This window comes from Caulobacter sp. CCUG 60055, assembly GCF_022750545.1.
In the GTDB taxonomy this organism is placed as follows: Bacteria; Pseudomonadota; Alphaproteobacteria; order Caulobacterales; family Caulobacteraceae; genus PUIC01.
This window is the reverse complement of record NZ_PUIC01000001.1, coordinates 545,796-570,285: the sequence shown is the minus strand read 5'-3', so window position 1 is coordinate 570,285 and position 24,490 is coordinate 545,796. Positions and strand designations below refer to the sequence as shown.

General features: G+C 71.0%; 22 protein-coding genes. 13 read left to right on the top strand and 9 right to left on the bottom strand.

Annotation, left to right across the window (positions count from 1 at the left end; all coding sequences use genetic code 11):
• Nucleotides 1–13: 13 nt before the first annotated feature.
• The gene (gene uvrA / locus C5708_RS02670; protein WP_242917556.1) at nucleotides 14–2,914 is read right to left on the bottom strand and encodes an excinuclease ABC subunit UvrA; all 2,901 of its coding nucleotides are present in this window, start codon (nucleotides 2,912–2,914) and stop codon (nucleotides 14–16) included.
• 191 nt (nucleotides 2,915–3,105) lie between these two features.
• Between uvrA and C5708_RS02665 the strand changes: the two genes are divergently transcribed.
• Together C5708_RS02665 and C5708_RS02660 are read left to right on the top strand one after the other, a co-directional pair.
• A complete protein-coding gene (locus tag C5708_RS02665; RefSeq protein WP_242917554.1) occupies nucleotides 3,106–4,770 on the top strand; it encodes an isovaleryl-CoA dehydrogenase in 1,665 nt (554 codons plus the stop codon).
• A gap of 113 nt (nucleotides 4,771–4,883) precedes the next feature.
• Nucleotides 4,884–6,485 carry an ABC-F family ATP-binding cassette domain-containing protein gene (locus tag C5708_RS02660; RefSeq protein WP_242917552.1) on the top strand — a complete coding sequence of 534 codons (1,602 nt, stop codon included), beginning with the start codon at nucleotides 4,884–4,886 and terminating at the stop codon, nucleotides 6,483–6,485.
• Here C5708_RS02660 and C5708_RS02655 read toward each other — a convergent pair.
• From C5708_RS02655 to C5708_RS02645, 3 genes are read right to left on the bottom strand one after another with little or no spacing between them, the layout of a single operon-like run.
• Complete coding sequence (locus C5708_RS02655; protein WP_242917550.1) at nucleotides 6,469–6,909, bottom strand: flagellar basal body protein; 441 nt, start codon at nucleotides 6,907–6,909, stop codon at nucleotides 6,469–6,471. The two genes, C5708_RS02660 and C5708_RS02655, sit on opposite strands and share 17 nt — an antisense overlap.
• 10 nt (nucleotides 6,910–6,919) lie before the next feature.
• The gene (locus C5708_RS02650) at nucleotides 6,920–7,234 is read right to left on the bottom strand and encodes a rod-binding protein (RefSeq protein WP_347566991.1); all 315 of its coding nucleotides are present in this window, start codon (nucleotides 7,232–7,234) and stop codon (nucleotides 6,920–6,922) included.
• The gene (locus tag C5708_RS02645) at nucleotides 7,234–8,349 is read right to left on the bottom strand and encodes a flagellar basal body P-ring protein FlgI (protein WP_242917548.1); all 1,116 of its coding nucleotides are present in this window, start codon (nucleotides 8,347–8,349) and stop codon (nucleotides 7,234–7,236) included. The genes C5708_RS02650 and C5708_RS02645 overlap by 1 nt, the downstream gene beginning before the upstream one ends.
• A gap of 224 nt (nucleotides 8,350–8,573) precedes the next feature.
• Here C5708_RS02645 and C5708_RS02640 point away from each other — a divergent pair, with 224 nt between their 5' ends.
• The 3 genes from C5708_RS02640 to C5708_RS02630 all read left to right on the top strand — a co-directional run bounded on the left by C5708_RS02640 (nucleotide 8,574) and on the right by C5708_RS02630 (nucleotide 10,396).
• Nucleotides 8,574–9,005: a flagellar assembly protein FliX gene (locus tag C5708_RS02640; protein WP_242917546.1), complete on the top strand. Its 432-nt coding sequence runs from the start codon at nucleotides 8,574–8,576 to the stop codon at nucleotides 9,003–9,005.
• A 100-nt stretch (nucleotides 9,006–9,105) separates the two neighbouring features.
• Nucleotides 9,106–9,534, top strand: coding sequence for an RNA polymerase-binding protein DksA (gene dksA, locus C5708_RS02635; RefSeq protein ID WP_242917544.1), 429 nt, complete (start codon nucleotides 9,106–9,108; stop codon nucleotides 9,532–9,534).
• Nucleotides 9,535–9,622: 88 nt separating this feature from the next.
• Nucleotides 9,623–10,396, top strand: a complete 774-nt coding sequence (locus C5708_RS02630) for a methyltransferase domain-containing protein (protein ID WP_242917542.1) — start codon at nucleotides 9,623–9,625, stop codon at nucleotides 10,394–10,396.
• Here the strand turns inward: C5708_RS02630 and C5708_RS02625 are convergent.
• Nucleotides 10,393–12,159, bottom strand: a complete 1,767-nt coding sequence (locus C5708_RS02625; protein WP_242918047.1) for a patatin-like phospholipase family protein — start codon at nucleotides 12,157–12,159, stop codon at nucleotides 10,393–10,395. The genes C5708_RS02630 and C5708_RS02625 overlap by 4 nt on opposite strands.
• Nucleotides 12,160–12,224: 65 nt before the next feature.
• The gene (locus C5708_RS02620) at nucleotides 12,225–12,785 is read right to left on the bottom strand and encodes a YbjN domain-containing protein (protein WP_242917540.1); all 561 of its coding nucleotides are present in this window, start codon (nucleotides 12,783–12,785) and stop codon (nucleotides 12,225–12,227) included.
• 181 nt (nucleotides 12,786–12,966) lie between these two features.
• Here C5708_RS02620 and C5708_RS02615 point away from each other — a divergent pair, with 181 nt between their 5' ends.
• The gene (locus tag C5708_RS02615) at nucleotides 12,967–14,574 is read left to right on the top strand and encodes a carboxyl transferase domain-containing protein (protein ID WP_242917538.1); all 1,608 of its coding nucleotides are present in this window, start codon (nucleotides 12,967–12,969) and stop codon (nucleotides 14,572–14,574) included.
• 19 nt (nucleotides 14,575–14,593) lie between these two features.
• On the opposite strand, the gene C5708_RS02610 is transcribed toward C5708_RS02615, so the two are convergent.
• The gene (locus C5708_RS02610; RefSeq protein ID WP_242917536.1) at nucleotides 14,594–15,400 is read right to left on the bottom strand and encodes a hypothetical protein; all 807 of its coding nucleotides are present in this window, start codon (nucleotides 15,398–15,400) and stop codon (nucleotides 14,594–14,596) included.
• A gap of 45 nt (nucleotides 15,401–15,445) precedes the next feature.
• Between C5708_RS02610 and C5708_RS02605 the strand changes: the two genes are divergently transcribed.
• The 3 genes from C5708_RS02605 to C5708_RS02595 all read left to right on the top strand — a co-directional run bounded on the left by C5708_RS02605 (nucleotide 15,446) and on the right by C5708_RS02595 (nucleotide 18,741).
• The gene (locus C5708_RS02605) at nucleotides 15,446–16,282 is read left to right on the top strand and encodes an enoyl-CoA hydratase-related protein (protein WP_242917534.1); all 837 of its coding nucleotides are present in this window, start codon (nucleotides 15,446–15,448) and stop codon (nucleotides 16,280–16,282) included.
• 101 nt (nucleotides 16,283–16,383) lie between these two features.
• Nucleotides 16,384–18,282, top strand: coding sequence for a biotin carboxylase N-terminal domain-containing protein (locus C5708_RS02600; protein ID WP_242917532.1), 1,899 nt, complete (start codon nucleotides 16,384–16,386; stop codon nucleotides 18,280–18,282).
• Nucleotides 18,283–18,330: 48 nt separating this feature from the next.
• Nucleotides 18,331–18,741, top strand: a complete 411-nt coding sequence (locus C5708_RS02595) for a DUF1489 domain-containing protein (protein ID WP_242917530.1) — start codon at nucleotides 18,331–18,333, stop codon at nucleotides 18,739–18,741.
• Here the strand turns inward: C5708_RS02595 and panC are convergent, their stop codons facing one another.
• A complete protein-coding gene (panC, locus tag C5708_RS02590) occupies nucleotides 18,742–19,599 on the bottom strand; it encodes a pantoate--beta-alanine ligase (RefSeq protein WP_242917528.1) in 858 nt (285 codons plus the stop codon).
• 187 nt (nucleotides 19,600–19,786) lie between these two features.
• On the opposite strand from panC, the gene C5708_RS02585 reads away from it, so the two are divergent.
• Complete coding sequence (locus tag C5708_RS02585) at nucleotides 19,787–20,626, top strand: division plane positioning ATPase MipZ (protein WP_242917526.1); 840 nt, start codon at nucleotides 19,787–19,789, stop codon at nucleotides 20,624–20,626.
• A 21-nt stretch (nucleotides 20,627–20,647) separates the two neighbouring features.
• A complete protein-coding gene (locus C5708_RS02580) occupies nucleotides 20,648–21,091 on the top strand; it encodes a molecular chaperone DnaJ (protein WP_242917524.1) in 444 nt (147 codons plus the stop codon).
• A gap of 12 nt (nucleotides 21,092–21,103) precedes the next feature.
• Here C5708_RS02580 and C5708_RS02575 read toward each other — a convergent pair whose 3' ends face one another.
• Nucleotides 21,104–22,441 (bottom strand): D-alanyl-D-alanine carboxypeptidase, encoded by a 1,338-nt coding sequence (locus C5708_RS02575; RefSeq protein ID WP_242917522.1) that lies wholly within the window; start codon nucleotides 22,439–22,441, stop codon nucleotides 21,104–21,106.
• A 311-nt stretch (nucleotides 22,442–22,752) separates the two neighbouring features.
• On the opposite strand from C5708_RS02575, the gene phaP reads away from it, so the two are divergent.
• Nucleotides 22,753–23,190, top strand: coding sequence for a TIGR01841 family phasin (gene phaP / locus C5708_RS02570; RefSeq protein ID WP_242917520.1), 438 nt, complete (start codon nucleotides 22,753–22,755; stop codon nucleotides 23,188–23,190).
• 165 nt (nucleotides 23,191–23,355) lie between these two features.
• The gene (locus tag C5708_RS02565) at nucleotides 23,356–24,420 is read left to right on the top strand and encodes a DUF2332 family protein (RefSeq protein WP_242917518.1); all 1,065 of its coding nucleotides are present in this window, start codon (nucleotides 23,356–23,358) and stop codon (nucleotides 24,418–24,420) included.
• The last annotated feature ends 70 nt before the right edge of the window (nucleotides 24,421–24,490 follow it).

Sequence of the window (24,490 nt, the reverse complement as noted above, 5' to 3'; positions counted from 1 at the left end):
TCGCCCGGCGGCGTCAGGCGCGCTTGAGCGCGGCGACGCGTTCGCGGCGACGGGTCTCGTGCCGCTCCAGCACCTCGGCCAGATAGCGGCCGGTCCAGCTTTCCGGCGTGGCCGCGACCTTCTCCGGCGTGCCCGAGGCGACGATCAGGCCGCCGCCGTCGCCGCCCTCGGGACCGAAGTCGACCAGCCAGTCGGCGGTCTTGATGACGTCGAGATTGTGCTCGATCACCACCACCGTGTTGCCCTGGTCGACCAACTCGTGCAGCACCTCGAGCAGCTTCTTGGTGTCCTCGAAGTGCAGGCCCGTGGTCGGCTCGTCGAGGATGTAGAGCGTACGGCCGGTCGCCCGGCGTGACAGCTCCTTGGACAGCTTGACCCGCTGGGCCTCGCCGCCGGACAGGGTGGTGGCCTGCTGGCCGACATGGATGTAGCCCAGGCCGACCCGCTTGAGCGTCTCCATCTTGTCGCGCACCGGCGGCACGGCCTTGAAGAACTCGGCGGCCTCCTCGACGGTCATGTCGAGGATGTCGGCGATCGACTTGCCCTTGAACAGGATCTCCAGGGTCTCGCGGTTGTAGCGCTTGCCCTTGCAGACGTCGCAGGTGACGTAGACGTCGGGCAGGAAGTGCATCTCGATCTTGATCAGGCCGTCGCCCTGGCAGGCCTCGCAGCGGCCGCCCTTGACGTTGAAGCTGAACCGGCCGGGGCCGTAGCCGCGGGCCTTGGCTTCCGGCAGCTGGCTGAACCAGTCGCGGATGGGCTGGAAGGCGCCGGTATAGGTGGCCGGGTTCGAGCGCGGCGTGCGGCCGATCGGCGACTGGTCGATGTCGATGACCTTGTCGAAATTCTCCAGCCCCTCGATGCGGTCGTAAGGGGCAGGGGCGTCCGAGGCGTTGTTCAGCCGCCGGGCCGCGGCCTTGTACAGGGTCTCGATGGTGAAGGTCGACTTGCCGCCGCCGGAGACGCCGGTGATGCAGGTGAACACGCCGACGGGGATCTCGCCGGTGATGTCCTTGAGGTTGTTGCCGCGCGCGCCGACCACCCGCAGCATCTTCTTCTTCGAGAAGGGGCGGCGGTCCTCGGGAACCTCGATCTCGCGGGTCCCGGTCAGGTACTGGCCGGTCAGGCTGTTGGGGTTGGCCATGATCTCGGCCGGCTTGCCCTCGGCGACGATATTGCCGCCGTGCACGCCGGCGGCCGGCCCCATGTCGATCACGTAGTCGGCGGTGAGGATGGCTTCCTCGTCGTGCTCGACCACCAGCACCGAGTTGCCGAGGTCGCGCAGGCCCTTGAGGCTGGTCAGCAGGCGCGTGTTGTCACGCTGGTGCAGGCCGATCGACGGCTCGTCCAGCACGTAGAGCACGCCGGTCAGGCCCGAGCCGATCTGGCTGGCCAGGCGGATGCGCTGGCTCTCGCCGCCGGACAGCGTGCCCGAGCCGCGCGACAGGTTCAGATAGTCGAGGCCGACGTCCACCAGGAACCGCAGGCGGTCGTTGATCTCCTTCAGGATCCGCCGGGCGATCTCCATCTGCTTGTCGGTGAGCTGGGTCTCCAGGCCGGAGAACCAGTCCCGCGCCGGGCGGATGGCCAGGGTCGAGACCTCGGCGATGTTGCGGCCGGCGATCTTGACCGCCAGGGCCTCGGGCTTCAGGCGGGCGCCGCCGCAGGCTTCGCACGGGGTTTCGGACTGATAGCGGCCCAGCTCCTCGCGCACCCAGGCGCTGTCGGTCTCGCGGAAGCGGCGCTCCATATTGGGGATGACGCCCTCGAACGGCTTGGCGACCTCGTATTTCCGCGCGCCGTCATCATAGGCGAACTTGATCTTCTCGGTCCCCGTGCCTTGCAGGATCACCCGCTTGGCCTGGTCGGGGAGGCTGTGCCAGGGTTTCTCCATCGAGAAGCCGTAGTGGGTCGACAGGGCCTGCAGGGTCTGGGTGTAGAACGGCGAGGGGGACTTGGCCCACGGCCCGATGGCGCCCTTGTAGAGGGTCTTGTCCTTGTCGGGGATGACGAGGTCGGCGTCGAAGGTCAGCTTGACCCCCAGGCCGTCGCACACCGGGCAGGCGCCGAACGGGTTGTTGAACGAGAACAGCCGCGGTTCGATCTCGGTGATGGTGAAGCCGCTGACCGGGCAGGCGAACTTCTCCGAGAACAGCATGCGCCGGGGCTCGGTCTCGCCGTCCTCGACGCCGGCCCATTCGGCCACGGCCACGCCCTCGGCCAGTCGCAGGGCGGTCTCGATCGAGTCGGCCAGGCGCTGCTCCTGGCCCGGCTTGGTGACGATGCGGTCGACCACCACGTCGATGTCGTGCTTGAACTTCTTGTCGAGGGCCGGGGCGTCCTCGATGGCGTAGAACTCGCCGTCGATCTTCAGCCGCTGGAAGCCGGCGCGCTGCCACTCGGCGATCTCCTTGCGGTACTCGCCCTTGCGCCCGCGCACGACGGGGGCCAGCAGGTAGAGCCGCTCGCCCTCGGGCAGGGCGGTCACCTTATCGACCATCTGGCTGATGGTCTGGCTCTCGATCGGCAGGCCGGTGGCCGGCGAATAGGGCACGCCCACCCGCGCCCACAAAAGGCGCATGTAGTCGTGGATCTCGGTGACGGTGCCGACGGTCGAGCGCGGGTTGCGGCTGGTGGTCTTCTGCTCGATGGAGATGGCCGGCGACAGCCCCTCGATCAGGTCGACATCCGGCTTGGACATCAGCTCCAGGAATTGGCGCGCATAGGCCGACAGGCTCTCGACATAGCGGCGCTGGCCCTCGGCGTAGATGGTGTCGAAGGCGAGCGAGCTCTTGCCGGAGCCGGACAGGCCGGTCAGCACCACCAGCTCGCCGCGCGGGATGTCGACGCTGACATCCTTCAGATTGTGTTCGCGCGCGCCGCGGACGCGGATGAAATTCTGATGATCGGCCATGACCTGAACGAAACGCCTTCAGCCGCGGAGGGTCGCAGCGGGATACCGGAATGTAGTGCTTGGAGTCGCTATTAACACAAGAACAATTTGCGAACAAACGTCACCCTGCTGACAGGACTTGTCAGCAGGGTGTCATCGGTTGCCTGCCCTGGCGTCCGCCGGGCTATGATCGCCGGCAGGAGGACGCCGTCATGCTTCGCTTCGCCCCCGCGACCCATCTGGAGACGCACGAGGTCTTCAACCAGCCGCCGCCGTTCGCCGGACGCAACCTGTTCCTGACCGACGCGGCGCTGCGCGAGGCGGCGGTGCGCGAGGGCGGGGCCTGGACCGAGGCGCCGCTGTCGGCGCTGGGCGAGGCGGCGGGTTCGGAGCAGGTGCTCGACCTGGGCGAGACGGCCAACCGCTATCCGCCCGAGCTGGTCGGTTTCGACCGCTACGGCCGCCGCCTGGACGAGGCGCGGTTCCATCCCGCCTATCACGAGCTGATGACGCTGGCGATGGACCACCGCATCCACGACATCGCCTGGACCGCCGGCCGTCCAGGCGGCCACGTCGCCCACGCCGCCCTGCTGGCCCTGTTCACCGAGGCCGAGGCCGGGGTGATGTGCCCGATCAGCATGACCTACGCCAGCGTGCCGGCCCTGCGCCACCAGCCCGACGTCGCCGCGCCCTGGCTGGGCAAGCTGCTGGGCGGGAAGTACGACGCGCCGCTGCGGCCGGTCGCCGAGAAGGCCGGCGTCACCATCGGCATGGCCATGACCGAGAAGCAGGGCGGCAGCGACGTGCGCGCCAACTCGACCAAGGCCTATCCGCTCGACGGCCAGGGCGGGCCCGGCAAGGCCTACCGTCTGGTGGGCCACAAGTGGTTCTGCTCGGCGCCGATGAGCGACGCCTTCCTGACCCTGGCCTACGCCGAGGGCGGCCTGAGCTGCTTCCTGGTTCCGCGCATCACGCCCGACGGCGAGCGGAACGGGGTCCAGGTCATGCGGCTGAAGGACAAGCTGGGCAACAAGTCCAACGCCTCCAGCGAGATCGAGTACCACGACGCCTACGCCCTGCTGCTGGGCGAGGAGGGGCGGGGCGTCAACGTCATCATCGACATGGTCCACCACACCCGGCTCGACACCATGGCCGGCACGCTGGGGATCATGCGCATGGCCCTGGCCCAGGCGGCGCACCACGTCAGCGGCCGGCGGGTGTTCCAGAAGACCCTGATCGACCAGCCGGCGATGCAGGCGGTGATCGCCGACCTGGCGGTCGAGTACGAGGCCGCCGCGGCCATGACCATGCGCGTCGCCCGCGCTTTCGACGCCGAGACCGAGGAGGACAAGGCGTTCTCGCGCCTGGCCGTGGCGCTCGGCAAATACTGGCTGACCAAGCGCAATGCGAACTTCGTCTACGAGTGCATGGAGTGCCACGGCGGCGCCGGCTATGTCGAAGAGGCGCCCCTGGCCCGGCTCTATCGCGAGGCGCCGCTGAACGCGATCTGGGAAGGTTCGGGCAACGTCATCGCCCTCGACGTCCTGCGCACCCTGCGCAAGGAGCCGGCGGCGGTCGAGGCCTATGTCGCCGAAACGGCTCTGGCCAAGGGCGCCGATCCGCGCCTGGACCGCGCGGTGCGGTCGGTCGCCGACCGGCTGGCCGGACCGGTCGCCGAAACCGGGGCCCGGCGCCTGGCCGAGGACATGGCGCTGCTGCTTCAGGGCGCCCTGCTGGTCCGGCACGCTCCGCCCGCCGTGGCCGACGCCTTCTGCGCCTCGCGCCTGGACGGCGACTGGGGGCGAAGCTACGGGACGTTGCCGGCCGGCGCCGACATCGACGCCGTCGTCCGGCGGCAGGCGCAGCCGCCCGGCTAGCGTCGGCCGCCGGACCCGCCTATATCGAACCCCGTAACCCTTGATGGAGGCCGCCATGATCAGCGCGACGGACGCCAGCTTCGCCCGCTCCGCCCACTCGATCACGGTCTTCCATGTCTTCCATCATCACGCTCGCGGGCCTGTCCTGCCGCACGCCTGACGGCCGGCTTCTCTTCGACGGCCTCGACCTCGCCTTCGCCCGCGAACGCACCGGCCTCGTCGGCCGCAACGGCGCCGGCAAGACCACCTTGCTCAACCTGATCGCCGGTCTCGCCGCGCCGGCCGCCGGAACGATCTCGGTCAAGGGGCGCGTCGGCGTCCTGCGCCAGAGCGTCGCGCCCGACCCGGAGGCCACGGTCGCCGACCTGCTGGGCGTTTCCGCCGATCTGGAGCGTCTCGACCGCATCGAACGGGGCGAGGGCGAGGCCGCCGACCTCGCCGACGCCGACTGGCTGTTGCCGGCGCGCCTCGACGCGGCGCTGGCCCAAGTCGGCCTCGCGGGCCTGGACGTGGCGCGGGCGGCGGCGTCGCTCAGCGGCGGCGAAGCGACCCGCGCGGCCCTGGCCGGGCTGCTGGCGCGCGAGCCCGACATGCTGCTGCTGGACGAGCCGACCAACAACCTCGACCGCGACGCCCGGCGCATCGTCGCCGAGGTCCTGGCCGGCTGGCGCGGCGGCGCTGTGGTGGTCAGCCATGACCGCGATCTGCTGCGCCGGATGGACCGCATCGTCGAGCTGTCGGCCCTGGGCGCCGGCGTCTACGGCGGAAACTACGACCTCTACGTCGAGCGGAGGGCCCAGGAGCGGGCGGCGGCCCGGCGCGACCTGGACGAGGCCGAGCGGGCCGTGGCGCAGGCCTCGCGCGAGGCGCAGCGCGCCCGCGAGAAAAAAGCCCGCCGCGACGGCGCCGGCCGCCGCTCCGCCGCCAAGGGCGGCGAGCCGAGGATACTGCTCGGCGCCCGGGCCCAGCGGGCCGAAGAGAGCGGGGGCAAGGAGAACCGGCTGGCCGAGCGCCGGCGGACCGAAGCCGCCGAGGCTCGCGCCGCCGCCGAGAGCAGGGTCGAGCGGGCGTCGTCGCTGGTCTTCGACCTGCCGCCGACCGGCCTGCCGCCGGGCAGGACGCTGCTGGCCCTGGAGGAGGTCTCGTTCGGCTATGGCGCCGGTCCCGATCTCGTCGCCGGCCTGTCGCTTCGCCTGACCGGCCCCGAGCGTGTCGCCCTGGCCGGGCCGAACGGGGCGGGCAAGACCACCGTGCTGAAGCTGGCGGCGGGGCGGCTGGCGCCGCGGCGGGGACGGATCGTCCGGGCTGGCGGCGTGGCCATGCTCGACCAGCACGCGGCGATCCTGCGGCCGCAGGACAGCCTGATCGACAATTTCCGCCGGTTGCATCCCGCCGCCGCCGACAACCTCGGCCGCGCGGCCCTGGCCAGGTTCCTGTTCCGAGCGGAGGCGGGGGACAGGCGCGTCGGCGAGCTGTCCGGCGGCGAGCGGCTGCGGGCGGCCCTGGCCTGCGTGCTCTGCGGCCCGGCGCCGCCGCAGCTTCTGATCCTCGACGAGCCGACCAACCACCTCGACCTGGAGTCGATCGAGGCCGTCGAGAGCGCCCTGCGCGGCTATGACGGCGCGCTGCTGGCGGTCAGCCACGACGCCGACTTCTTGGAAGCCGTCGGCGTCGGCCACACGGTGACGCTGACGGGGGTCAGGCCCGCTTGTTGAGGGTGATGGCCGTGGCGTCGGCGGTCGTCGGCTCGGCGCCCGGGCCGTAGCCGGCGCCGCTGGCGCGCTGCGAGGCCACCTCTTCGGCGATGGCCTTGACCAGGCCCTCGGTGACGGTCTTGGCCGCCTCCAGCGCCCGGCCGTGGCGGGCCAGCACGGCGTCGAAGCCCTCGGTGGCGCGGATCAGGCGCAGGCGCTGCTCCAACGGGGCGTCGGCGATGATCTTGGCGTCGCGCCGGGCGCGGATCGATTCATGCCTGTAGAGGTTGGCCAGCTTGGAGGTCTCCTCCAGCTGGGCGGCGGCGTCCTGGGGACGGCGCGCCTCGAACGCCTGGCATTCCTGGGCGATCAGTCCGGTCAGGCGCTCGGTCAGCGCGATCAGCTGCTCGACCTGCTCGGAGGGGGCGGAAGTGGTCTGGCTCATGGCGTGATCCTCAGGTCAGTCCCTGCATCTTCAGCATTTCGCGCTGGACGGAGGCGGCGATGCCGACGCCGCCGCGGGCGGCGATCTTCTTGGCGAAGGCGTCGGTCAGGAACGACTTGAAGGCGTCCTCGCCCGCGCCGCCGCCGAAGGGGGGCGAGATGTTCACGTCGGCGAACATCGACTGCAGCATCGTCGACAGCACCTGGGCCTCGAACGTCCTGGCGGTCTTGGCGATCTTCTCGCGGTCGGCGGCGTGCGCCGCGGCGGGCGTCGACGGCTTGAGGACGTCGAGGGGGACGGCGGTCGCGGCGGCTCCGACGCTCATCACAGCACCTCGATGTCGGCTTGCAGGGCGCCGGCGGCCTTGATGGTCTGCAGGATCGAGATCATGTCGCGCGGCGTGACGCCCAGGGCGTTCAGCCCGGCGACCAGGGTGGCCAGCGAAGCGCCTTGCTTGAGCTGGATGAACTTCTTGCCCTGCTCCTCGCTGACGGTGATCTGCGACTGCGGGACCACCACGGTCTGGGCGCCCTTGGGCGCGAAGGGCGGCGGCTGGCTGACCGCCGGGGTCTCCTGCACCGAGATGGTCAGGTTGCCCTGCTGCACCGCGACGGTGGAGATGCGCACGGCCTCGCCCATGACGATGACGCCGGCGACTTCGTCGATCACCACCTTGGCGGGGGCGTCGGGTTCGATCTCCAGCTGCTCGACGCCGGTGATGAAGCTGACCATGTCGCGGCCGGCGGGCGCGCGCAGCGCCACGATGGTCGGATTTTCGGCCGCGGCCGCGCCGGGATAGACGCGGTTGATGACGTCGGCGATGCGGCGGGCGGTGGTGAAGTCGGGGTTGCGCAGCGTCATCCGCAGCTGGCCCATATTGGCGAGCTGGAAGCCGATCTCGCGCTCGACCGAGGCGCCGCTGGCGATGCGGCCGGCGGTGGGCACGCCCTTGGTCACCGACGAGCCCGAAGCGCCCTGGGCCGAGACCGAGCCGGTCTGCACCGTGCCCTGGGCCAGGGCGTAGGCCTCGCCGTCGGCGCCCACCAGCGGGGTGGCGAGGAGGGTGCCGCCCAGGAGGCTCTTGGCGTCGCCCATCGCCGAGACGGTGACGTCGATCTGCGAGCCGGAAGCGGCGAAGGCCGGCAGCCGGGCGGTGACCATAACGGCGGCGACGTTCTTGGTGTTGAGGTTGCCGGCCCGGGTGTTGACGCCCAGGCGTTCGAGCATGGCCTCCAGGCTCTGCTTGGTCATCGGCGAGTTGCGCAGGGTGTCGCCGGTGCCGTTGAGGCCGACGACGACGCCGTAGCCGACCAGGCTGTTGCTGCGCACGCCCTCGAAATCGACGATGTCCTTGATGCGCGACTTGGCCATGGCCGGCGCGCCGCCGAGGGCGGCGACGGCGAGGGCGAGAGCGAGCATGCGAAGCGACGGGAGGCGCATGGACTACCTGCAGGGCCAGACGGCGGGATCGCCGGCCCTGCGCGACATGCGAGCTTCGTGCCAACTGGAGGGCGCGGGAAAACCTGTGAAATCAGCAGGATTTATCGTTAACGCCGGCGTTTCGGCGGCGGCAAGATTTGCCGGGGTTAACCATACTGCAAGGGACAAAGCTGCACCTTGCCCGAGAACTCGGTCATCATGGCGCAAACGAGTCGAGGTGGACGATGAAGGTCAATGGCTCCAGCGACGTGGGTTCGGCGTCGCCGTCGCGCTCGGCGCGGCGGGCGAGCGCGGACAGCTTTTCGCTGGGCCCGGCCGACAGCGCGCAGGAGGCCGCGCCCGCCGCCCGCGCCGGGGCGACCTCCGGAATCGCCTCGCTCGACGCGCTCCTGGCGCTGCAGGACGTCGGCGGCCCGCTGGAGCGCCGCAGGCGGGCGGTGAGTCGCGCCGGGCGGATTCTCGACGTCCTCGACGAGGTGAAGGTCGCGCTGCTCGATGGAGAGGTGTCGCCGGACGCCCTGCGACGTCTCACCGCGGCCGTTCGCGATCAGCGGGAAAACACTGAAGATTCAAGGCTTGAGAGCGTGCTCGACGAGATCGAGGCGCGTGCGGCGGTCGAAATGGCCAAGCTGGAGGCGGCCCGGGCGGCGGTCTGAAGGCGTTGGGCGCACGACGTGCGTTGAACGCCGCACACGTTTTGGTATAAGCGGCCACGCTCTGCTTTGGGGGCATGCAGGTAACAGCGTGGGAACGTCAATGCAGGCGACCGCGGTACTGGTGCAAAAAGAAGCTTACCGTCCTTCTGAGGACGAGGAATTCATGAACGAGCGTCAGCTCGAGTACTTCAAGCAAAAGCTGCTCGACTGGAAGGAAGAGATTCTTCGCGAATCCCGCGAGACGCTCTCCCATCTCCAGAAAGAGACCGAGAACCATCCCGACCTGGCCGACCGCGCCTCGTCGGAGACTGATCGGGCTCTGGAGCTGCGCACGCGCGACCGGCAGCGCAAGTTGATCTCCAAGATCGACGAAGCCCTGCGCCGGATCGAGGACGGCAGCTACGGTTATTGCGAAGAGACCGGCGAGCCGATCGGCCTGGCCCGGCTCGACGCGCGGCCGATCGCCACCCTCAGCCTGGAAGCCCAGGAGCGCCACGAGCGGCGCGAGCGCGTGCATCGGGACGACTGACTGACCGGCGGGCCGCCACGACGCGGCGGCCCGGCCGCGACGCGGTCGAAGCATGACGGGCGGCGGCGTTCCGGTGTAGGAAGGCTGCATGACGACCTGGGACCCGGCGCTCTACGAGCGTTACAAGACCTACCGCGACCGTCCGGCCCTGGATCTGCTGTTGCAGATTCCGCAGGACGCGGCGTTGCGCGAAATCTGGGACCTCGGCTGCGGCACCGGAGAGCATGCGGCCGTGCTGGCGGCGCGCCATCCCCAGGCCGTGGTGCACGGACTCGATTCCAGTCCTGAAATGCTGGCCGAGGCGCGGCGTCGCAACGCCCGCGTCGACTGGATTCTCGGCGACATCGAAGGCTTCGCGCCGGCCTCGCCGCCCGATCTGATCTTCACCAACGCCGCGCTGCAATGGGTCGGCGGCCACGAGGCGCTGTTCCCCCGGCTGGTCGGCGGCCTGGCTCCGGGCGGCGTCTTCGCCTGCCAGATGCCGGTGTCCTTCGACAGCGACTGGCACCGCACCTTGCGCGACGCCGCCGCCCACGGGCCGTGGGCCGAGCGGCTTCGCGGCGTTCGCGGCGTGCGGCCGGTGGCCTCGGCCAGCGAATACTACGACTGGCTGCGGCCGCTCGCCCGCAGCGTCGACATCTGGACGACCACCTATCTGCACGTGCTCGAAGGCGAGGACGCGGTGGTCGACTGGATGCGCGGCACGGGGCTGCGGCCCTATCTCGAAGCCCTGGTCGACGACGGCGAGCGCGAGGCCTTCCTGACGGCCTATCGCGAGCGGGTCTACGCCGCTTTCCCGCATCGGACCGACGGGGTCACGCTGTTTCCCTTCCCGCGCCTGTTCATCGTGGCGCGGCGCTAGGGCCTGACCGCCGTCGCGCCCGCGCCGTTGCGGGCCGCCTCTTCGCGCGTCGGCCGCCGGCGCAGGTCGACGACCGGGGTCTCCAGCCTGGCCAGCGCCTGGGCGGTGGCGATCCTTCCGGCCTCGACCGCCGGTTCGTAGGCCCGCCAGTCGCGGATCTCGATGCCCTCCAGATTGGGCGAGATCAGCAGGTCGGACGCCTCGCGGGCCGCCGCCAGGTCGCGGCCGGTGCTGACCGTCGCCGCCCGCATCAGCAGCGAAACGATCGGCGGGCCGCGTCGCCATTCGCCTGACAGCAGCCAGCGCCACACCGAAGCAGGCTGGGCCACGTCCTGGGCGGTGATGCTGCGGCCGCGCGAGACGTCGACCCCGATGATCGGGCCAAGGTGGAAGGCCCGCATGATGTCGGCCGGGAAGTTCTTCATCACCGCGCCGTCAACCAGGACGTTGTTGTCCTGGGTGAAGGGCGGCAGCACCCCGGGCAGCGAGATCGAGGCGCGGAGCGCATGGCGCAGGGTGCCTCGCCGGTGCAGTTGGTAGGCCCCGGAGGTGAGGTTCGACGACACGCAGAAGAACGGCAGCCAGAGGTCGGATATCTGCTCGTCGCCGAAGTGTTCACGCAGGCGCTCGCGCACCTTCTCGCCGCGGGTCATGGCGATCACCGGCACGGCGATGTCGTCGACGGGGCTGCTGTCGACGAAGGCCTTGCGAATCCGCCAGTTGATCTCCTGGTCGTCCCAGCCCATGGCCAGGCCGGCCGCGACGATCGCCCCCATCGAGACGCCGCCGACGAAGTCGATGGGCACGCCCGCCTCGCGCAGGGCGCGGACGGCGCCGATATGGGCGTAGGCCCGCGCGCCGCCGCCCGACAACACCAGCCCGACCGACTTGCCCGCCAGGGTGCGGGCCAGCCGTCGCAGGTCGCCGACGTCGTGGTCGCGCACATGGAACAGGCGGGCGGCGGGGGTGGCGTCCAGCCAGGCCTCCGAACCGGCCGGCGCGCGCTGCGTCGCTTTCTGGAGCAGGACGAGGTCGACCAGGCGCTGGGTGCGGAGCGGCTCCGAGGCCAGGCTCTCCTCCGGCGGCGGCGCCTGGTCGCCCCGGCCGACGAGGAACAGGCGATCGACCTGGCGGCCGACCAGATGCTTCCAAGCCGTCTCGTCCGCCTCGGCTGCGTACAGCACGAAGTCGTGGGCGTTCTCGACGTTGGAGAACCATTCGGTCGGGGCGTTCAGCGCCTCGCGCCCGGCCGTCGTCGCCGAATAGCCCATGGCGACGATTTCGGCCTCCAGCCGCTCGACCAGGGCGCGGACGGCCAGGCCGTCGCGCAGGCCGATGAAGCCGTAGACGCTGGGCTGCCCCGCCGCCGACTGCTGGCCGCCGCTCTGGCGGGTGCGGCGGATCATCAACCGCGCCAACTCCATCATCAGCCGGGGATTGTGTTCGGCCGCCGCGAAGAAGGCCTCGCGCGGCACGGCGACGATCTCGCTGTCGCGCAGGGCCACCACCGTGGCCGAATGCGGCGCGGCGGCCAGCAGCGACATTTCGCCGGCCGGCTCGCCGGGGCGGATCACGCCCAGGAACTGCGGCTCCTGGCCCTCGTCGCGGCGGATGACCCCGAGGCGGCCGGCGCGCAGGAAGTAGATCTGGTCGGCGCGGCCGCCGGCGTCGTACAGCGTCCGGCCGCCGGGCAGCGAGAACCACACGGCGTCCGGCGAGGCGTCGTCGCCGACGAACAAGCGGGCGAGGGCGGTGTCCGCCATGGTGTCGGGAAGGCTGGCCACGCGCTCAGCCTAGCCCGCCGGCCGAGTCGTGGCGACAGCGCCGCTCAGTCGGCCTTGTCGTCGCGCGGCCAGATTTTGCCGGCCGCCGCCGTCCCGACCGCGAGGAAGTTGCTGAGCTCGGCCTCAAGGTTGCCGCGCGTAACGCCGTCGTCGAAGACCAGATAGCGGCTGAGGACGATGCTCTGGTCGGAATCGATGGTGAACTTGCCGAGGGCGAAATCGCGGTTCAGCTGGTCGACCAGCTTGCTCCGGTCGGCCTCGCTCTTGCCCTCGGTGTCGTAGGTGACCACCGCCTCCATGCCGTAGCACGGGCCGTCGAGGGGCTTGGCCTTGGGTTTGTCGGTCCCGGCGGGGGCCTTGGCCGTCGGTTCAGCCTCGCAGGCGGTGGGATAGAAGACGAACAGCAGGCCGTCGGCGCTTTCGCCGCTGACATAGGGGCGGCCGTCGTCGTCGCGCTTGGCGGCGACGTCCTTGGCCTCCAGCGCCTCGGCGGCCTGGATCAGCACCGCCGTGTCCCAGCGGGTGACCAGGGCTGGAACGTCGGACCGCGCCTGGGCGGACCCGGCGATGAGGCTGAAGACGACGGCGGCGGCGAGAGGTTTCATCGGGAACCAGACACAAGCGAGGCGAGCGGCAGGGTCGCAGAGCGGAGGACCGCCTTCAAGCGCCCTTCCACTCCCGCGCCGCCCTCTCTACGATCCGCGCCGCTCGACGGTTGCGGTCGTGGCGGGGTTTGGCGTAGAGCTGTGCCTCAAGAATTATATTGCTTGGGAAAACGTGTCGGGAATGAGCCAGATCGCCACCAATATAAACCCGAGTTCGGCTGGTTTTCTGGACAATGTGACCCTGAACCGGCGCCTTGCGGAGACTTTGCACGAGCGAACGGCGGGAATCGCGCTCGGCGGTTCCGAGGAGGCGCGCCGACGTCATGCCGGGCGCGGCAAGCTCTTGCCGCGCGAACGGGTCGAGCGGCTGCTCGATCCGGGCTCGCCGTTTCTTGAGGTGGCGGCGCTCGCCGCGTTCGATCTCTATGGCGGCGAGGCTCCCGCCGCCGGCGTCATCACCGGGATCGGCCGGGTGAGCGGGCGCGAGGTGATGATCGTCGCCAACGACGCCACGGTGAAGGGCGGGGCCTATTTCCCGATGACGGTGAAGAAGCATCTGCGGGCCCAGGAGATCGCCCAGCAGAACCGGCTTCCCTGCATCTATCTGGTCGACAGCGGCGGGGCCAACCTGCCGCACCAGGCCGAGGTGTTTCCGGACCGCGACCATTTCGGCCGCATCTTCTTCAACCAGGCGCGGATGAGCGCCGAGGGCATTCCGCAGATCGCCTGCGTCATGGGCTCGTGCACGGCCGGCGGGGCCTATGTGCCGGCCATGTCGGATGAGACGGTGATCGTGCGCGACCAGGGCACCATCTTCCTGGCCGGGCCGCCGCTGGTGAAGGCGGCCACGGGCGAGGTGATCTCGGCCGAGGAGCTGGGCGGGGCCGAGACGCACGGTCGCCGATCCGGCGTCGTCGACCATGTGGCGGCCAACGACGAACATGCGCTCGAGATCGTCCGCTCGATCGTCGCCAACCTCAACACCACCAAGCGGGTCGAACTCGACCTGGCCGAGCCGCGGCCGCCGAAATACGATCCCGAGGAGCTGTACGGCATCATCCCGCAGGACGTGCGCGCGCCCTATGACGTGCGCGAGGTGATCGCCCGCATCGTCGACGGCTCGGAGTTCCAGGAGTTCAAGGCGCTCTACGGGACCACCCTGGTCTGCGGCTTCGCCAGGATCTGGGGCATGCCCGTGGCCATCCTCGCCAACAACGGCGTGCTGTTCTCCGAGAGCGCGGTCAAGGGCGCGCACTTCATAGAACTTGCCTGCAAGCGCAAGATTCCGTTGGTGTTCCTGCAGAACATCTCAGGCTTCATGGTCGGCGGCAAATACGAGGCCGGCGGCATCGCCAAGGACGGGGCCAAGCTGGTGACGGCGGTGGCCTCGGCCGAGGTGCCCAAGTTCACGGTGCTGATCGGCGGCAGCTTCGGCGCCGGCAACTACGGCATGTGCGGTCGCGCCTACAGTCCGCGTTTCCTGTTCACCTGGCCCAACAGCCGCATCTCGGTGATGGGCGGCGAGCAGGCCGCCAGCGTGCTGGCCACCATCAAGCGCGACGGCATGGAGGCCAAGGGCCAGGCCTGGCCGGCGGAGGAGGAGGAGGCGTTCAAGACGCCGATCCGCGACCGCTACGAGCACGAAGGCGACCCCTACCACGCCACCTCGCGCCTATGGGACGACGGCGTCATCGACCCGGCCCAGACCCGGGACGTCCTGGGCCTGGCCATTTCGGCCTCGCTGAACGCGCCGATTCCGGAGACCCGGTTCGGCGTCTTCCGGATGTGACCGGGTGCGGCGGGCGCGATCAGGGGCGCGAAGGCCTGGGCGCCCAGGTGTAGGCGGCGAGGGGCTCGGTCTGAACGGTTCGGCCGCCCCGCGTCACCAGCACCTTGGCTGGTCCCGAACCGGGCGAGATCGGGACGCGAACCACATAGCCGTAACCGTTGTTCGTGAAGCGGAAAACGGTCTGGCCTGCGGCGGTGCTTTCGACGCCGCCATCGATGGTCAGCGTCGGACGCGTCGTTCGCTCGACGCCGTCCGCGGCGGCCGGTGCGGCGTGGGCGGCCTCGGAGAAGTCGAAGGTGCGATAGGTCAGGCGGCCGGCGCGGTCCTGCGTGACCGCGAAGGTGCGCCGGGCGCTGAAGCCGATCAGGCGCGTCCCTTCCAGCCAGCGGCAGCCGATCTCCCGGCCGTCGACGCGCATGCTGGTGAACGGCGGCGTCAGGGCGCGGTCGGGATCGTCGAGCATGCCCGGATTGAACGCGTGCAGGAAGCCGGCCGGGCGGCCGTTCCGGGTCAGGGCGTAATGGACGTTTCCGGCGCCTGGATCGGCGGGGCCGAGATGGTGGTCGTGGATCAGCGGCGGCCCCGGGGCGGCCTTGTCGTAGGCGGCGATGACCAGATCGCCCTTGGCGTCCGGCTTGCCCACCACCTGGACGGTCGGCGCGTCGATCCCGTCGCACAGGAACCAGGCGGGCTGCTGGCGGCCTTGCATGGTGATAAGAGTGCGGCTGTTCGCGCCGGGCTCCGCGCCGGTCGCGGGCGCGGCGGCGAGCAGCAACGCCGTCAAGCCCAGGCTCGGCGCCCGCAGGTTGGGACCGTCAGGCTTCATGCGCGCCTCCCATCGACCGCCGGCATCATGATCTAGGAACAGCCGATGACCAACGCCATCACCGAACCACCCGTTCCCGAGCCCGTCGAGCCGACGGACTCCCTGGTCCGGCTCGAGGCCACGCCAGAGGGCGTCGCCACCGTCCGGATAAACCGGCCGCACCGGCGCAACGCCTTCGACGCCCCGACCATCGCCGCCCTCAAGGAGGCGTTCGAGACGCTGCAGGGCGCAGAGGGCGTTCGCATCGTCTTCCTGCGAGGCGAGGGCGAGTTCTTCTGCGCCGGCGCCGACCTCGACTGGATGCGCATGGCGGCGGACTGGACCGAGGCCGACAACCGCGACGACGCCATGGAGCTGGCGTCGATGCTCAAGGCCCTGGCCGACATTCCCGCCCTGACGGTGGCGCTGGTCGACGGCGCGGCCTTCGGCGGCGGCGCGGGACTGGTGGCGGCCTGCGACATGGCCGTGGCCGTGGCCGGCGCCAAGTTCGCCTTCTCGGAGGTCAAGCTCGGCCTGACGCCGGCGACCATCAGCCCCTATGTCGTCAACGCCATCGGGCCGCGCGCGGCCAAGGCGCTGTTCGCCACCGGCCGGGTCTTCGACGCCGCCCACGCCGAGCGTATCGGCCTGGTCGACGAGGTGGCCGCCGACGCGGCCGGGCTCGACGCGGCGGCGGAACGGCTGGCGGCCGAGATCGCGGCCGCCGCGCCCGGCGCGGTCGCCGACGCCAAGCGCCTGGTCTGGGACGTCTGGGGACGCCCGGTCGACCACGCGCTGATGGACGACACCGCCAGGCGCATCGCTCAGCGCCGCACCAGCCCCGAGGGACAGGAGGGCGTGCGCGCCTTCCTGGGCAAGCGCAAGCCGAACTGGGCGCTCTGAAAGCAAGACGACAATCCGCGCCGCCGCCCCGGCGGCGCCTATTCCATCGCCCGGCGGGAGGTCCCGTCGATCCCCGCCGGGCCAACCAACAGGAAACGCCCGTGCTCGCCTCCGTCCTCATCGCCAACCGTGGCGAGATCGCCCGCCGGATCATCCGCACGGCCCGCAGGCTGGGCGTGCGCGCCATCGCGGTCTATTCCGAGGCGGACGCCGGGGCGCCGCACGTGCGCGAGGCCGACGAGGCGGTGCTGATCGGCCCGCCGGCCGCCCGGGACAGCTATCTGGTCCCCGGGAAGATCCTGGACGCCGCCCGGCGCACCGGGGCGGCCGCCGTCCATCCCGGCTACGGCTTCCTGTCCGAGAACGCCGATTTCGCCGAGGCGGTGATCGCCGCCGGCCTGACCTGGGTGGGCCCGCCGCCGTCGGCCATCCGGGCCATGGGCCTGAAGGACGCGGCCAAGAAGCTGATGGCCGAGGCCGGCGTGCCGGTGACGCCGGGCTATCTGGGCGAGGACCAGTCCGAGGACCGGCTCCAGCGCGAGGCCGACGCCATCGGCTATCCGGTGCTGATCAAGGCCGTCGCCGGCGGCGGCGGCAAGGGCATGCGCAAGGTCGACCAGGCGGGCGATTTCGCCGCCGCTCTGGCCTCCTGCCGGCGCGAGGCCGCCGCCAGTTTCGGCGACGACCGCGTGCTGATCGAGAAGTACGTCACCCGGCCGCGCCACATCGAGGTGCAGGTGTTCGCCGACCGGCATGGCGGGGCGGTGCACCTGTTCGAGCGCGACTGCTCGCTGCAGCGCCGCCACCAGAAGGTGATCGAGGAGGCGCCGGCCCCCGGCATGGACGCGGCGACCCGCGAGGCGGTGTGCGCCGCGGCGGTCAAGGCCGCCCAGGCGGTGGCCTATGAAGGCGCCGGCACGGTGGAGTTCATCGCCGACGCCTCCGAGGGACTGCGCGCCGACCGCATCTGGTTCATGGAGATGAACACCCGGCTGCAGGTCGAGCACCCGGTCACCGAGATGGTCACCGGGCAGGATCTGGTCGAATGGCAGCTGCGGGTGGCGTCGGGCGAGCCGCTGCCGCTGGCCCAGGACCAGATCCGCCTGGACGGCTGGGCCATGGAGGCCCGCCTTTACGCCGAGAACCCCGTCACCGGCTTCCTGCCCTCGACCGGGCCGCTGAGCCATTTCCACCTGCCCGAGGACGCCGTCCGCGTCGACACCGGCGTCGAGGAAGGCGGCGAGGTCACGCCGTTCTACGACCCGATGATCGCCAAGCTGATCGCCCACGGGCCGACCCGTACGGCCGCCGCGCGGTCGCTGGCCGACGCCTGCCGGCAGGTCGAGGTCTGGCCGGTCAAGACCAACGCCGCCTTCCTGGCCCGCTGCCTGGACCACGGGGACTTCCTGGCCGGCGCCGTCGACACCGGCTTCATCGAGCAGCGCCTGGAGGTCCTGGTCCCGGCCGGGGGGCCGTCGGCCGCCGCCGCCCAGCTGGCGGCCTTGGTCAGCGTCGAGCTGGCCGAGGACGAGGCGGACGACGCCTCGCCGTGGTCGCCGCTGGCCGGGCTGGCCGGCTTCCGCGTCAACCGCGCCGCCGATCCGCAGGTCCGCCTGCAATGCGGCGGCGAGGTGCTGACCGCGCCCCTGGCCGTGGCCGACTACGAGCCGGAGGGCGTGCTGGTCGCCGACGGCGACATCGTCGTCTTCGAGGACGGCGAGGCGTTCGCGTTCAGCCGGCCCGTGGCCGGCGGCGACGGCGCGGCGGCCGGGGGCGGCGACGGCGCGGTGCTGTCGCCCATGCCCGGCCGGATCGTGACGGTGTCGGTGGCCGAGGGCGACGCGGTCGAGGCCGGCCAGCCGCTGGTCACCCTGGAGGCGATGAAGATGGAGCACGGCCTCGTCGCGCCCTTCGCCGGCGTGGTGGCCGAACTGCGGGTCGCCGCCGGCGAGCAGGTGAGCGAAGGCGTGCTGCTGGCGCGGCTGGAAAAGGCCGGCTGACGCCGAGCCGGCTTTTCCTCGGCGGCGCGGCGGGAGTATCAAGGCGGCATGCCGCTTCATCTCATCAAGCTCTGCGTCGGCTGCGACACGGTCGAGGAGCTGCGCGCCTGGCGCGCCAGGCACTATGCGACCGGCGAGGCCAATCGCGTCCACACCCGCCAGACCCCCAAGCGGGCCGCCGAGATCGTCGACGGCGGTTCGCTCTACTGGGTGATGAAGGGCGCGGTGCTGATCCGCCAGCGGGTGCTGGCGATCGAGACCCTTGGCGAGGGCCAGGCCAGCCGTTGCGAGATCGTGCTCGATCCCGACATCGTCCATACCGCGCCGCAGCCGCGCCGGGCCTTTCAGGGCTGGCGCTATTTCGAGGCCAAGGACGCCCCGCCCGACCTGGCGCAGGCGGCCGGCGGCGACATGCCCCAGGACCTCGCGCGCGAACTGCGCGAGATCGGGGCCTGGTGATCAGATCGCGCGGTTGTCGAGCAGGCGGGTGCGGCCGAGCAGGACCGCCGCCAGCAGCCGTCCCGGCGCGTCGATGACGCCCGGTCCCAGCCGGCGCAGGTCGTCGGCGGCGCGGGTCTCGAAATAGTCGATGCGGGCGAAGCCCGCCGCCTCGATGGCGGCGCGGCCCTCGGCCTCGGCCGCCGCGATGTCGTCCCCGGCGGCGATGCGCCCGGCGGCGCGGGCCATGATCACGTTGAGCACGCCGGCGACCCGCCGCTCCTCGGCCGTCAGATAAGCGTTGCGCGACGACAGGGCCAGGCCGTCCTCGGCCCGCGCCGTGGGGGCGCCGACGATCTCGACCGGCAGGTCGAGGTCGATCGCGACACGGCGGATGACCTGGAGCTGCTGGTAGTCCTTCTCGCCGAACACGGCGACATCGGGGGCGGCCTGGATCAGCAGCTTGCTGACCACCGTGGCGACGCCGGCGAAGTGGCCGGGGCGGGCGAGACCCTCCATCGACTCGCTGATCCCGGCGGTCGTGACCGTGGTGGCGAAGCCTGGCGGATAGATTTCTGAGGCCGCGGGCGCGAACAGCAGATCGCAGCCGCCGGCCGCCAGTTGGGCGGCGTCGCCGGCCTCGTCGCGCGGATAGGCGGCGAAATCCTCGTTGGGGCCGAACTGGGCCGGATTGACGAACACGCTGGCGATCACGCGGTCGGCCCGGGTCCGGGCCAGGCTCACCAGCGACAGATGGCCGGCGTGCAGGGCCCCCATGGTCGGGACCAGGGCGACGCGCAGGCCCTGGCGGCGCCAGGCGGCGACATGGGCGCGCAGGTCGGCGACGGTGCGGACGGTGGCGAGCGGGGAGGCGGTCATGCGAAGTCCATGCGAAACGCCGTCTCCGATAGCCTATTTTCGTCGCTGCGCCAGGGGCTTGCGTCACGGGCGGGGCGATGGGCCGCGGCCGGCGCGCTCTCCATGGCGGAACGCGCGCGTTGACGCCGCCGCCGCGCAGGGTATCTCGTCGGAGTTTGTTAACGACTCGGGTTGGGGCCCTCCTGAAGTGTCTGAAGCGCGTACGATCGTCATCGGCAACGAAAAGGGCGGCGCGGGCAAATCCACCATCGCCACCCACCTCGTCACCGCGCTCCTGCATGGCGGAGCCCGGGTGGGGGTGATCGATCTCGATCTGCGCCAGCAATCGACCGCGCGCTTCTTCTCCAACCGCCGGACCTGGCTGGAGGCGGCGAAGGTGTCGGCCCCCACGCCGGGCGAGTACCGTCTGTCGGACGACGACGCGGCCCTGGCCAAGGCCGACGCGGGCGAGGGGCTGGCCCGTTTCGAGGACGCCTACGGCCGGGCCCTGGCGGAAACCGACTTCGTGCTGATCGACACGCCCGGCAGCGACACGCCCCTGTCGCGCGCCGCCCACGGGCGGGCCGACCTCGTGGTCACGCCGATGAACGACAGCTTCGTCGACTTCGACATGCTGGGCCAGGTCGATCCCGTGACCCTGGAGCTGATCAAGCCCAGCATCTATTCCGAGACCGTCTGGGAAGCGCGCAAGACCAAGATGGCCCAGGCGCGGACGTCGATGGACTGGGTGGTGCTGCGCAACCGCCTGGCCACCACCGAGGCCCGCAACCGCAAGCGGGTCGAGGAGCGGATGACCGCGCTGTCCCGGCGCGTCGGCTTCCGCATGGGGCCGGGCCTGCGGGACCGGGTGATCTATCGCGAGCTGTTCCCGTTCGGCCTGACCATCGCCGACCTGTCGCCGACGGTGCGCCCGGTGCCGGTGTCGCTGCAGCACGTCGCCGCGCGCCAGGAGCTGCGCGCCCTGATGCGCGCGCTTGGCCTTTCGGCCTATTCGGGCGAAGGAGGGCTCGCCGCGGCCGGCGCCTGACCCGGCCGCGCGGGAGCGCACATGCTTTACATCGCCATCGGCTTCGCCGTGATCGGCCTGCTGGCCTTCGTCGGCCGGGCGCGTCCCCAGGTCGCCAAGGGGCAATGGCGCGTGGTGGCCGGCGTGACGGCGGTGGCGGCTTTCCTGGCCGCCGCCTATCTGGGAACGAGGGGCGGCTGGCTGGAGGCGATCCTCCTGGCCGCGCTCGGCGTCTGGACGGCCCTGGCGGCCCGGCGACCGGTCGCCAAGGCCGTTCCGGGGCGATCCTCGGCCGCCCGCCGTCCTGGCGGCGGCATGTCGCTGGCGGAGGCCCGCTCCACCCTGGGGGTCGGCCCGGAGGCGGGCGAAACCGAGATCCGCGCCGCCTACGACCGGTTGATCCGCCGCGTGCATCCCGATGCGGGCGGCGCGCCCGGACTGGCCGCGCAACTCAACGCCGCGCGGGACCGCTTGCTGGAAGGGTAGGGAAGGCCGTCCTCAGTGCGAGGGCGGCACCACCATGCAGCTCTGGCGCTTGGCGCCCAGCGCCGCGCACGCCGCCCGGGCCTCGTCGGCGGTGAAGCCGGAGAACCGCACGCGATACATGCCTTCGCCGCCCTGGACGCCGCCCTGGGCGTTGGCGAAGTGCTTGGAGAACTTGTGGCTGACGGCGGCGAGCTGGCTGCGGGCCTGGGTCTTCTGGCGATAGGCGCCGACCTGCACCAGCCAGTCGCCCTTGCCGCGCGCCTTGCCCTTGGCGGTCTCGACGCTGGCGGCGACGGGGCGGGGCGGCGGCGGAGGGGGATTGGCGATCGGCCGGTTGGCGACCGGGCCGCGCAGGTTGCTGTTGTCGGTGAGGACGATGCGCAGGCCGGCCTGGTCGGCCGAGCCTTCCTCGGTGGCCGGACGGTCGATCACGCCGATGGGGGCGGGTTCGAACAGGTTCTGGGCGACGGTGATGCGCTCGCCCATCTGGCGGCGGCGGATCACGTCGAAGCCGGTCTCCAGCAGGTCCTCGACGTGCGAGTCGCGGGCGGCGACCGAATTGCCGCCCAGCACCACGGCGATCAGCCGCCGGTCGCCGCGCACCGCCGAGGCGGCCAGGTTGAAGCCGGAGGCGTTGGTGAACCCCGTCTTCAGGCCGTCGACGCCGGGCATCTTGGCCAGCAGGCCGTTGTGGTTGCGGATCGACTGACCGTGATAGTTGAAGTCGTGCAGGCCGAAATACGAATAGTACTGCGGATAGTCGCGCATCACCGCCCGCGACAGGATGGCCAGGTCGCGCGCCGAGGTCAGCTGCCGGCTGTCGGGCAGGCCGTTGGCGTTGACATAGCGGGTGTTGGTCATGCCCAGCTCCTGCGCGCGCAGGGTCATCAGGGCGCAGAACCGTTCTTCGCTGCCGCCGATCTTCTCGGCCAGGGCCACGGCCATGTCGTTGGCCGACTTCACCGCCACGGCGCGGATGGCCTCGTCGACGGTGATGGATTCGCCGGCGCGCAGGCCGAGCTTGGTCGGGGCCTGGGCGGCGGCCCGGGGCGAGACGACCAGGGTGTCGGTGGCCTTGAGGCGCCCGGAGGCGAGGGCTTCGAACGTCAGGTACATGGTCATGATCTTGGTCAGCGACGCCGGATAGCGCTGGCTGTCGGCGTTCTTCGCGAACAGCACTTCGCCGGTGTTGGCGTCGACCACGACCGCGGCGTACTTGCCTTCGGTGGTGTTGCGCAGGGCCGAGTAGGGGATCTGGGCCTGGGCCGTCGGCGCGACGAGCGCCGCAGGCAGGGCCGTCGCGGAAAGCGCGATGGCGGTGACCAGAAGTCGGCGGACGGGCTCGAACATACGCATTGGTCCCTGGAACTTGGCGGCCCCCGCGCCGCCATGCCTGGCTCATAGCATGCTCTTATCGTTGTTTCGGCAAGGTAAACAACAAGTGACCAGAATGGGTTAGATGCCGTGCTGTTGCGTCGCACAAATTTCACAAACGCGTTATTGTGCGCTGCACAAAAAATCGTTGACGCTGAGGGAAGGCTTCTGGCATAACGATGATCGCACAGAGCGGGCTATCGTTCGGTCCGCTTGAAGCCGATTTGCCCTGCGGCCCCCGCGCCGCAACACGCGCCAGCCCCCAGCGCGAGCAAGGAGAACAACCCATGGCGAAAGCCGCCGACGCCCTGAAGACCACGGTCGAGCAGTTCACGACCGCCGGCAACCAAGCGTTCAAGGACTCGGTCGAGAAGTCCCTCGCCGCCCTGAACGAGCTGAACGCCCATTCCAAGCAGAACCTCGAAGCCGTCGTGGCCTCGGTGACCGCCGCCACCAAGGGCGCGGAAGCCCTGGGCGCCCAGGCCATCGCCTACTCGAAGAAGTCGGTCGAGGACCACGTCGCCGCCGCCAAGAGCCTGACCTCGGCCAAGAGCGTGCAGGAAGTGGTCGAGCTGCAGACCGCCTGGGCCAAGTCGGCCCTGGAAGGCTACCTCGCCGAGGTGAACAAGGCTTCGGAAACCGTCGCCGCCTCGGTCAAGGAAACCCTGACCCCGCTCAACGCCCGCGTCACCGCGACCGTCGAGAAGTTCCAAGCCGCCCGCTAAGTCTGGCGCGGCCTTGACTTAGAGAGCCCCCGGCGCAGCGATGCGCCGGGGGTTTTTCATTGTCCCAGGTCTCTGTGCGACATTTGAGCGCCGCCTGCCTCCCGGCCTAGGTTGATCGACGCTTTCAATCTTGCCGCCTTCCGCCGCAGGGCCAAGGCTGCGCGCATGACCCTTGCCGATCCGGTCCTGAAAGCCTTGGACTCGCAGGCCGACGCCTGCGCGCTTCTGGGCTCGGCCTTTTCCGCCCGCGTGCTCAGGCTGGCCGCTGCGCGCGCCGACGCCGGCGGTGCGTTGGCACGGTTGCTCGATCCCTGGCGAGAGGCGGACCTGCGCCGGATCATGGAGGACGTCATGCCGCTGAGGCTGCTCGGCGGGCTGCATTATCTGACGCTGGCGGGACAGGCGCCGGGCCTGGAGGCCTTCTATCCGCCCAAAGGGGAGGCGGGCGACGACGGCGCGCTCGCCGACGCCCTGGCCGCCGCCGCCGAGGCGCGGTTCGAGACCTTGGCGACGTTCATGGCTTCGGCGCCCCAGACCAACGAGGTGCGGCGTTCGCTATGCCTGCTCGGCGGCTTTCTCACCGTCGCGGCGGAGACCGGCCTGCCGCTGCGTTGCCTGGAGATCGGGGCCAGCGGCGGTCTGAACCTCAACTGGGACCGCTATCGCTATGCGCTGGGGGAACATGGGGCCTGGGGCGACGCCGGCTCGCCGGTGCGGCTGGACGCGGCCTGGTCGGGCGGCTCTCCGCCGCTAGACGCGCCCGTGCGGGTCGACTCGCGGGCCGGGTGCGACCTGCGGCCGATCGACCTGGCCTCGCCCGAGGCGGCGCTGCGCCTGCAGGCCTATGTCTGGCCGGACCAGCCCGACCGCCTGGCCCGCCTGCGCTCGGCGATCGACGTCGCCCGCCGCCATCCGCCGCCGGTGGAGCGCGCCGACGCCGGGGCCTGGGCGGCCGATCACGTCCGCCCACGGGCGGGCCGCGCGGTGGTGCTGTTCCACTCCGTGGTCTGGCAGTATCTGCCTGGCGAGACCCAGGCCAGGGTGGCCGACGCAGTCGCGGCGGCCGGCGCGGAGGCCCGAAGTGATTCGCCCTTCGCGTGGCTGCGCATGGAGCCCGATCCCGACGATCCGACCGGTCCGATGCAGGTGAGGCTGACGCTCTGGCCGGGCGGGGAGGCGCGAATCCTGGCCTCGGTCCACCCGCACGGCGCGATGGTCCATTGGCGCTAGGCGTCCGGCTTCCTATCTAGGCTTGGCGTCGCCGCGCGCCGCCGCCCAAGGGCGGTTCCGGCGGTCGGCG

Bases quoted from the DNA above. Each gene is read 5' to 3' on its own strand.
- C5708_RS02620 (WP_242917540.1), bottom strand. From the start codon at position 12,785: ATGAAACCTCTCGCCGCCGCCGTCGTCTTCAGCCTCATCGCCGGGTCC.
- C5708_RS02625 (WP_242918047.1), bottom strand. From the start codon at position 12,159: ATGGCGGACACCGCCCTCGCCCGCTTGTTCGTCGGCGACGACGCCTCG.
- C5708_RS02565 (WP_242917518.1), top strand. From the start codon at position 23,356: ATGACCCTTGCCGATCCGGTCCTGAAAGCCTTGGACTCGCAGGCCGAC.
- C5708_RS02650 (WP_347566991.1), bottom strand. From the start codon at position 7,234: ATGAGCGTCGGAGCCGCCGCGACCGCCGTCCCCCTCGACGTCCTCAAG.
- C5708_RS02610 (WP_242917536.1), bottom strand. From the start codon at position 15,400: ATGAAGCCTGACGGTCCCAACCTGCGGGCGCCGAGCCTGGGCTTGACG.
- C5708_RS02580 (WP_242917524.1), top strand. From the start codon at position 20,648: ATGCTTTACATCGCCATCGGCTTCGCCGTGATCGGCCTGCTGGCCTTC.
- C5708_RS02655 (WP_242917550.1), bottom strand. From the start codon at position 6,909: ATGAGCCAGACCACTTCCGCCCCCTCCGAGCAGGTCGAGCAGCTGATC.
- C5708_RS02665 (WP_242917554.1), top strand. From the start codon at position 3,106: ATGCTTCGCTTCGCCCCCGCGACCCATCTGGAGACGCACGAGGTCTTC.
- dksA (WP_242917544.1), top strand. From the start codon at position 9,106: ATGCAGGCGACCGCGGTACTGGTGCAAAAAGAAGCTTACCGTCCTTCT.
- C5708_RS02645 (WP_242917548.1), bottom strand. From the start codon at position 8,349: ATGCGCCTCCCGTCGCTTCGCATGCTCGCTCTCGCCCTCGCCGTCGCC.
- phaP (WP_242917520.1), top strand. From the start codon at position 22,753: ATGGCGAAAGCCGCCGACGCCCTGAAGACCACGGTCGAGCAGTTCACG.
- C5708_RS02605 (WP_242917534.1), top strand. From the start codon at position 15,446: ATGACCAACGCCATCACCGAACCACCCGTTCCCGAGCCCGTCGAGCCG.
- C5708_RS02640 (WP_242917546.1), top strand. From the start codon at position 8,574: ATGAAGGTCAATGGCTCCAGCGACGTGGGTTCGGCGTCGCCGTCGCGC.
- uvrA (WP_242917556.1), bottom strand. From the start codon at position 2,914: ATGGCCGATCATCAGAATTTCATCCGCGTCCGCGGCGCGCGCGAACAC.
- panC (WP_242917528.1), bottom strand. From the start codon at position 19,599: ATGACCGCCTCCCCGCTCGCCACCGTCCGCACCGTCGCCGACCTGCGC.
- C5708_RS02575 (WP_242917522.1), bottom strand. From the start codon at position 22,441: ATGTTCGAGCCCGTCCGCCGACTTCTGGTCACCGCCATCGCGCTTTCC.
- C5708_RS02615 (WP_242917538.1), top strand. From the start codon at position 12,967: ATGAGCCAGATCGCCACCAATATAAACCCGAGTTCGGCTGGTTTTCTG.
- C5708_RS02630 (WP_242917542.1), top strand. From the start codon at position 9,623: ATGACGACCTGGGACCCGGCGCTCTACGAGCGTTACAAGACCTACCGC.
- C5708_RS02660 (WP_242917552.1), top strand. From the start codon at position 4,884: ATGTCTTCCATCATCACGCTCGCGGGCCTGTCCTGCCGCACGCCTGAC.
- C5708_RS02595 (WP_242917530.1), top strand. From the start codon at position 18,331: ATGCCGCTTCATCTCATCAAGCTCTGCGTCGGCTGCGACACGGTCGAG.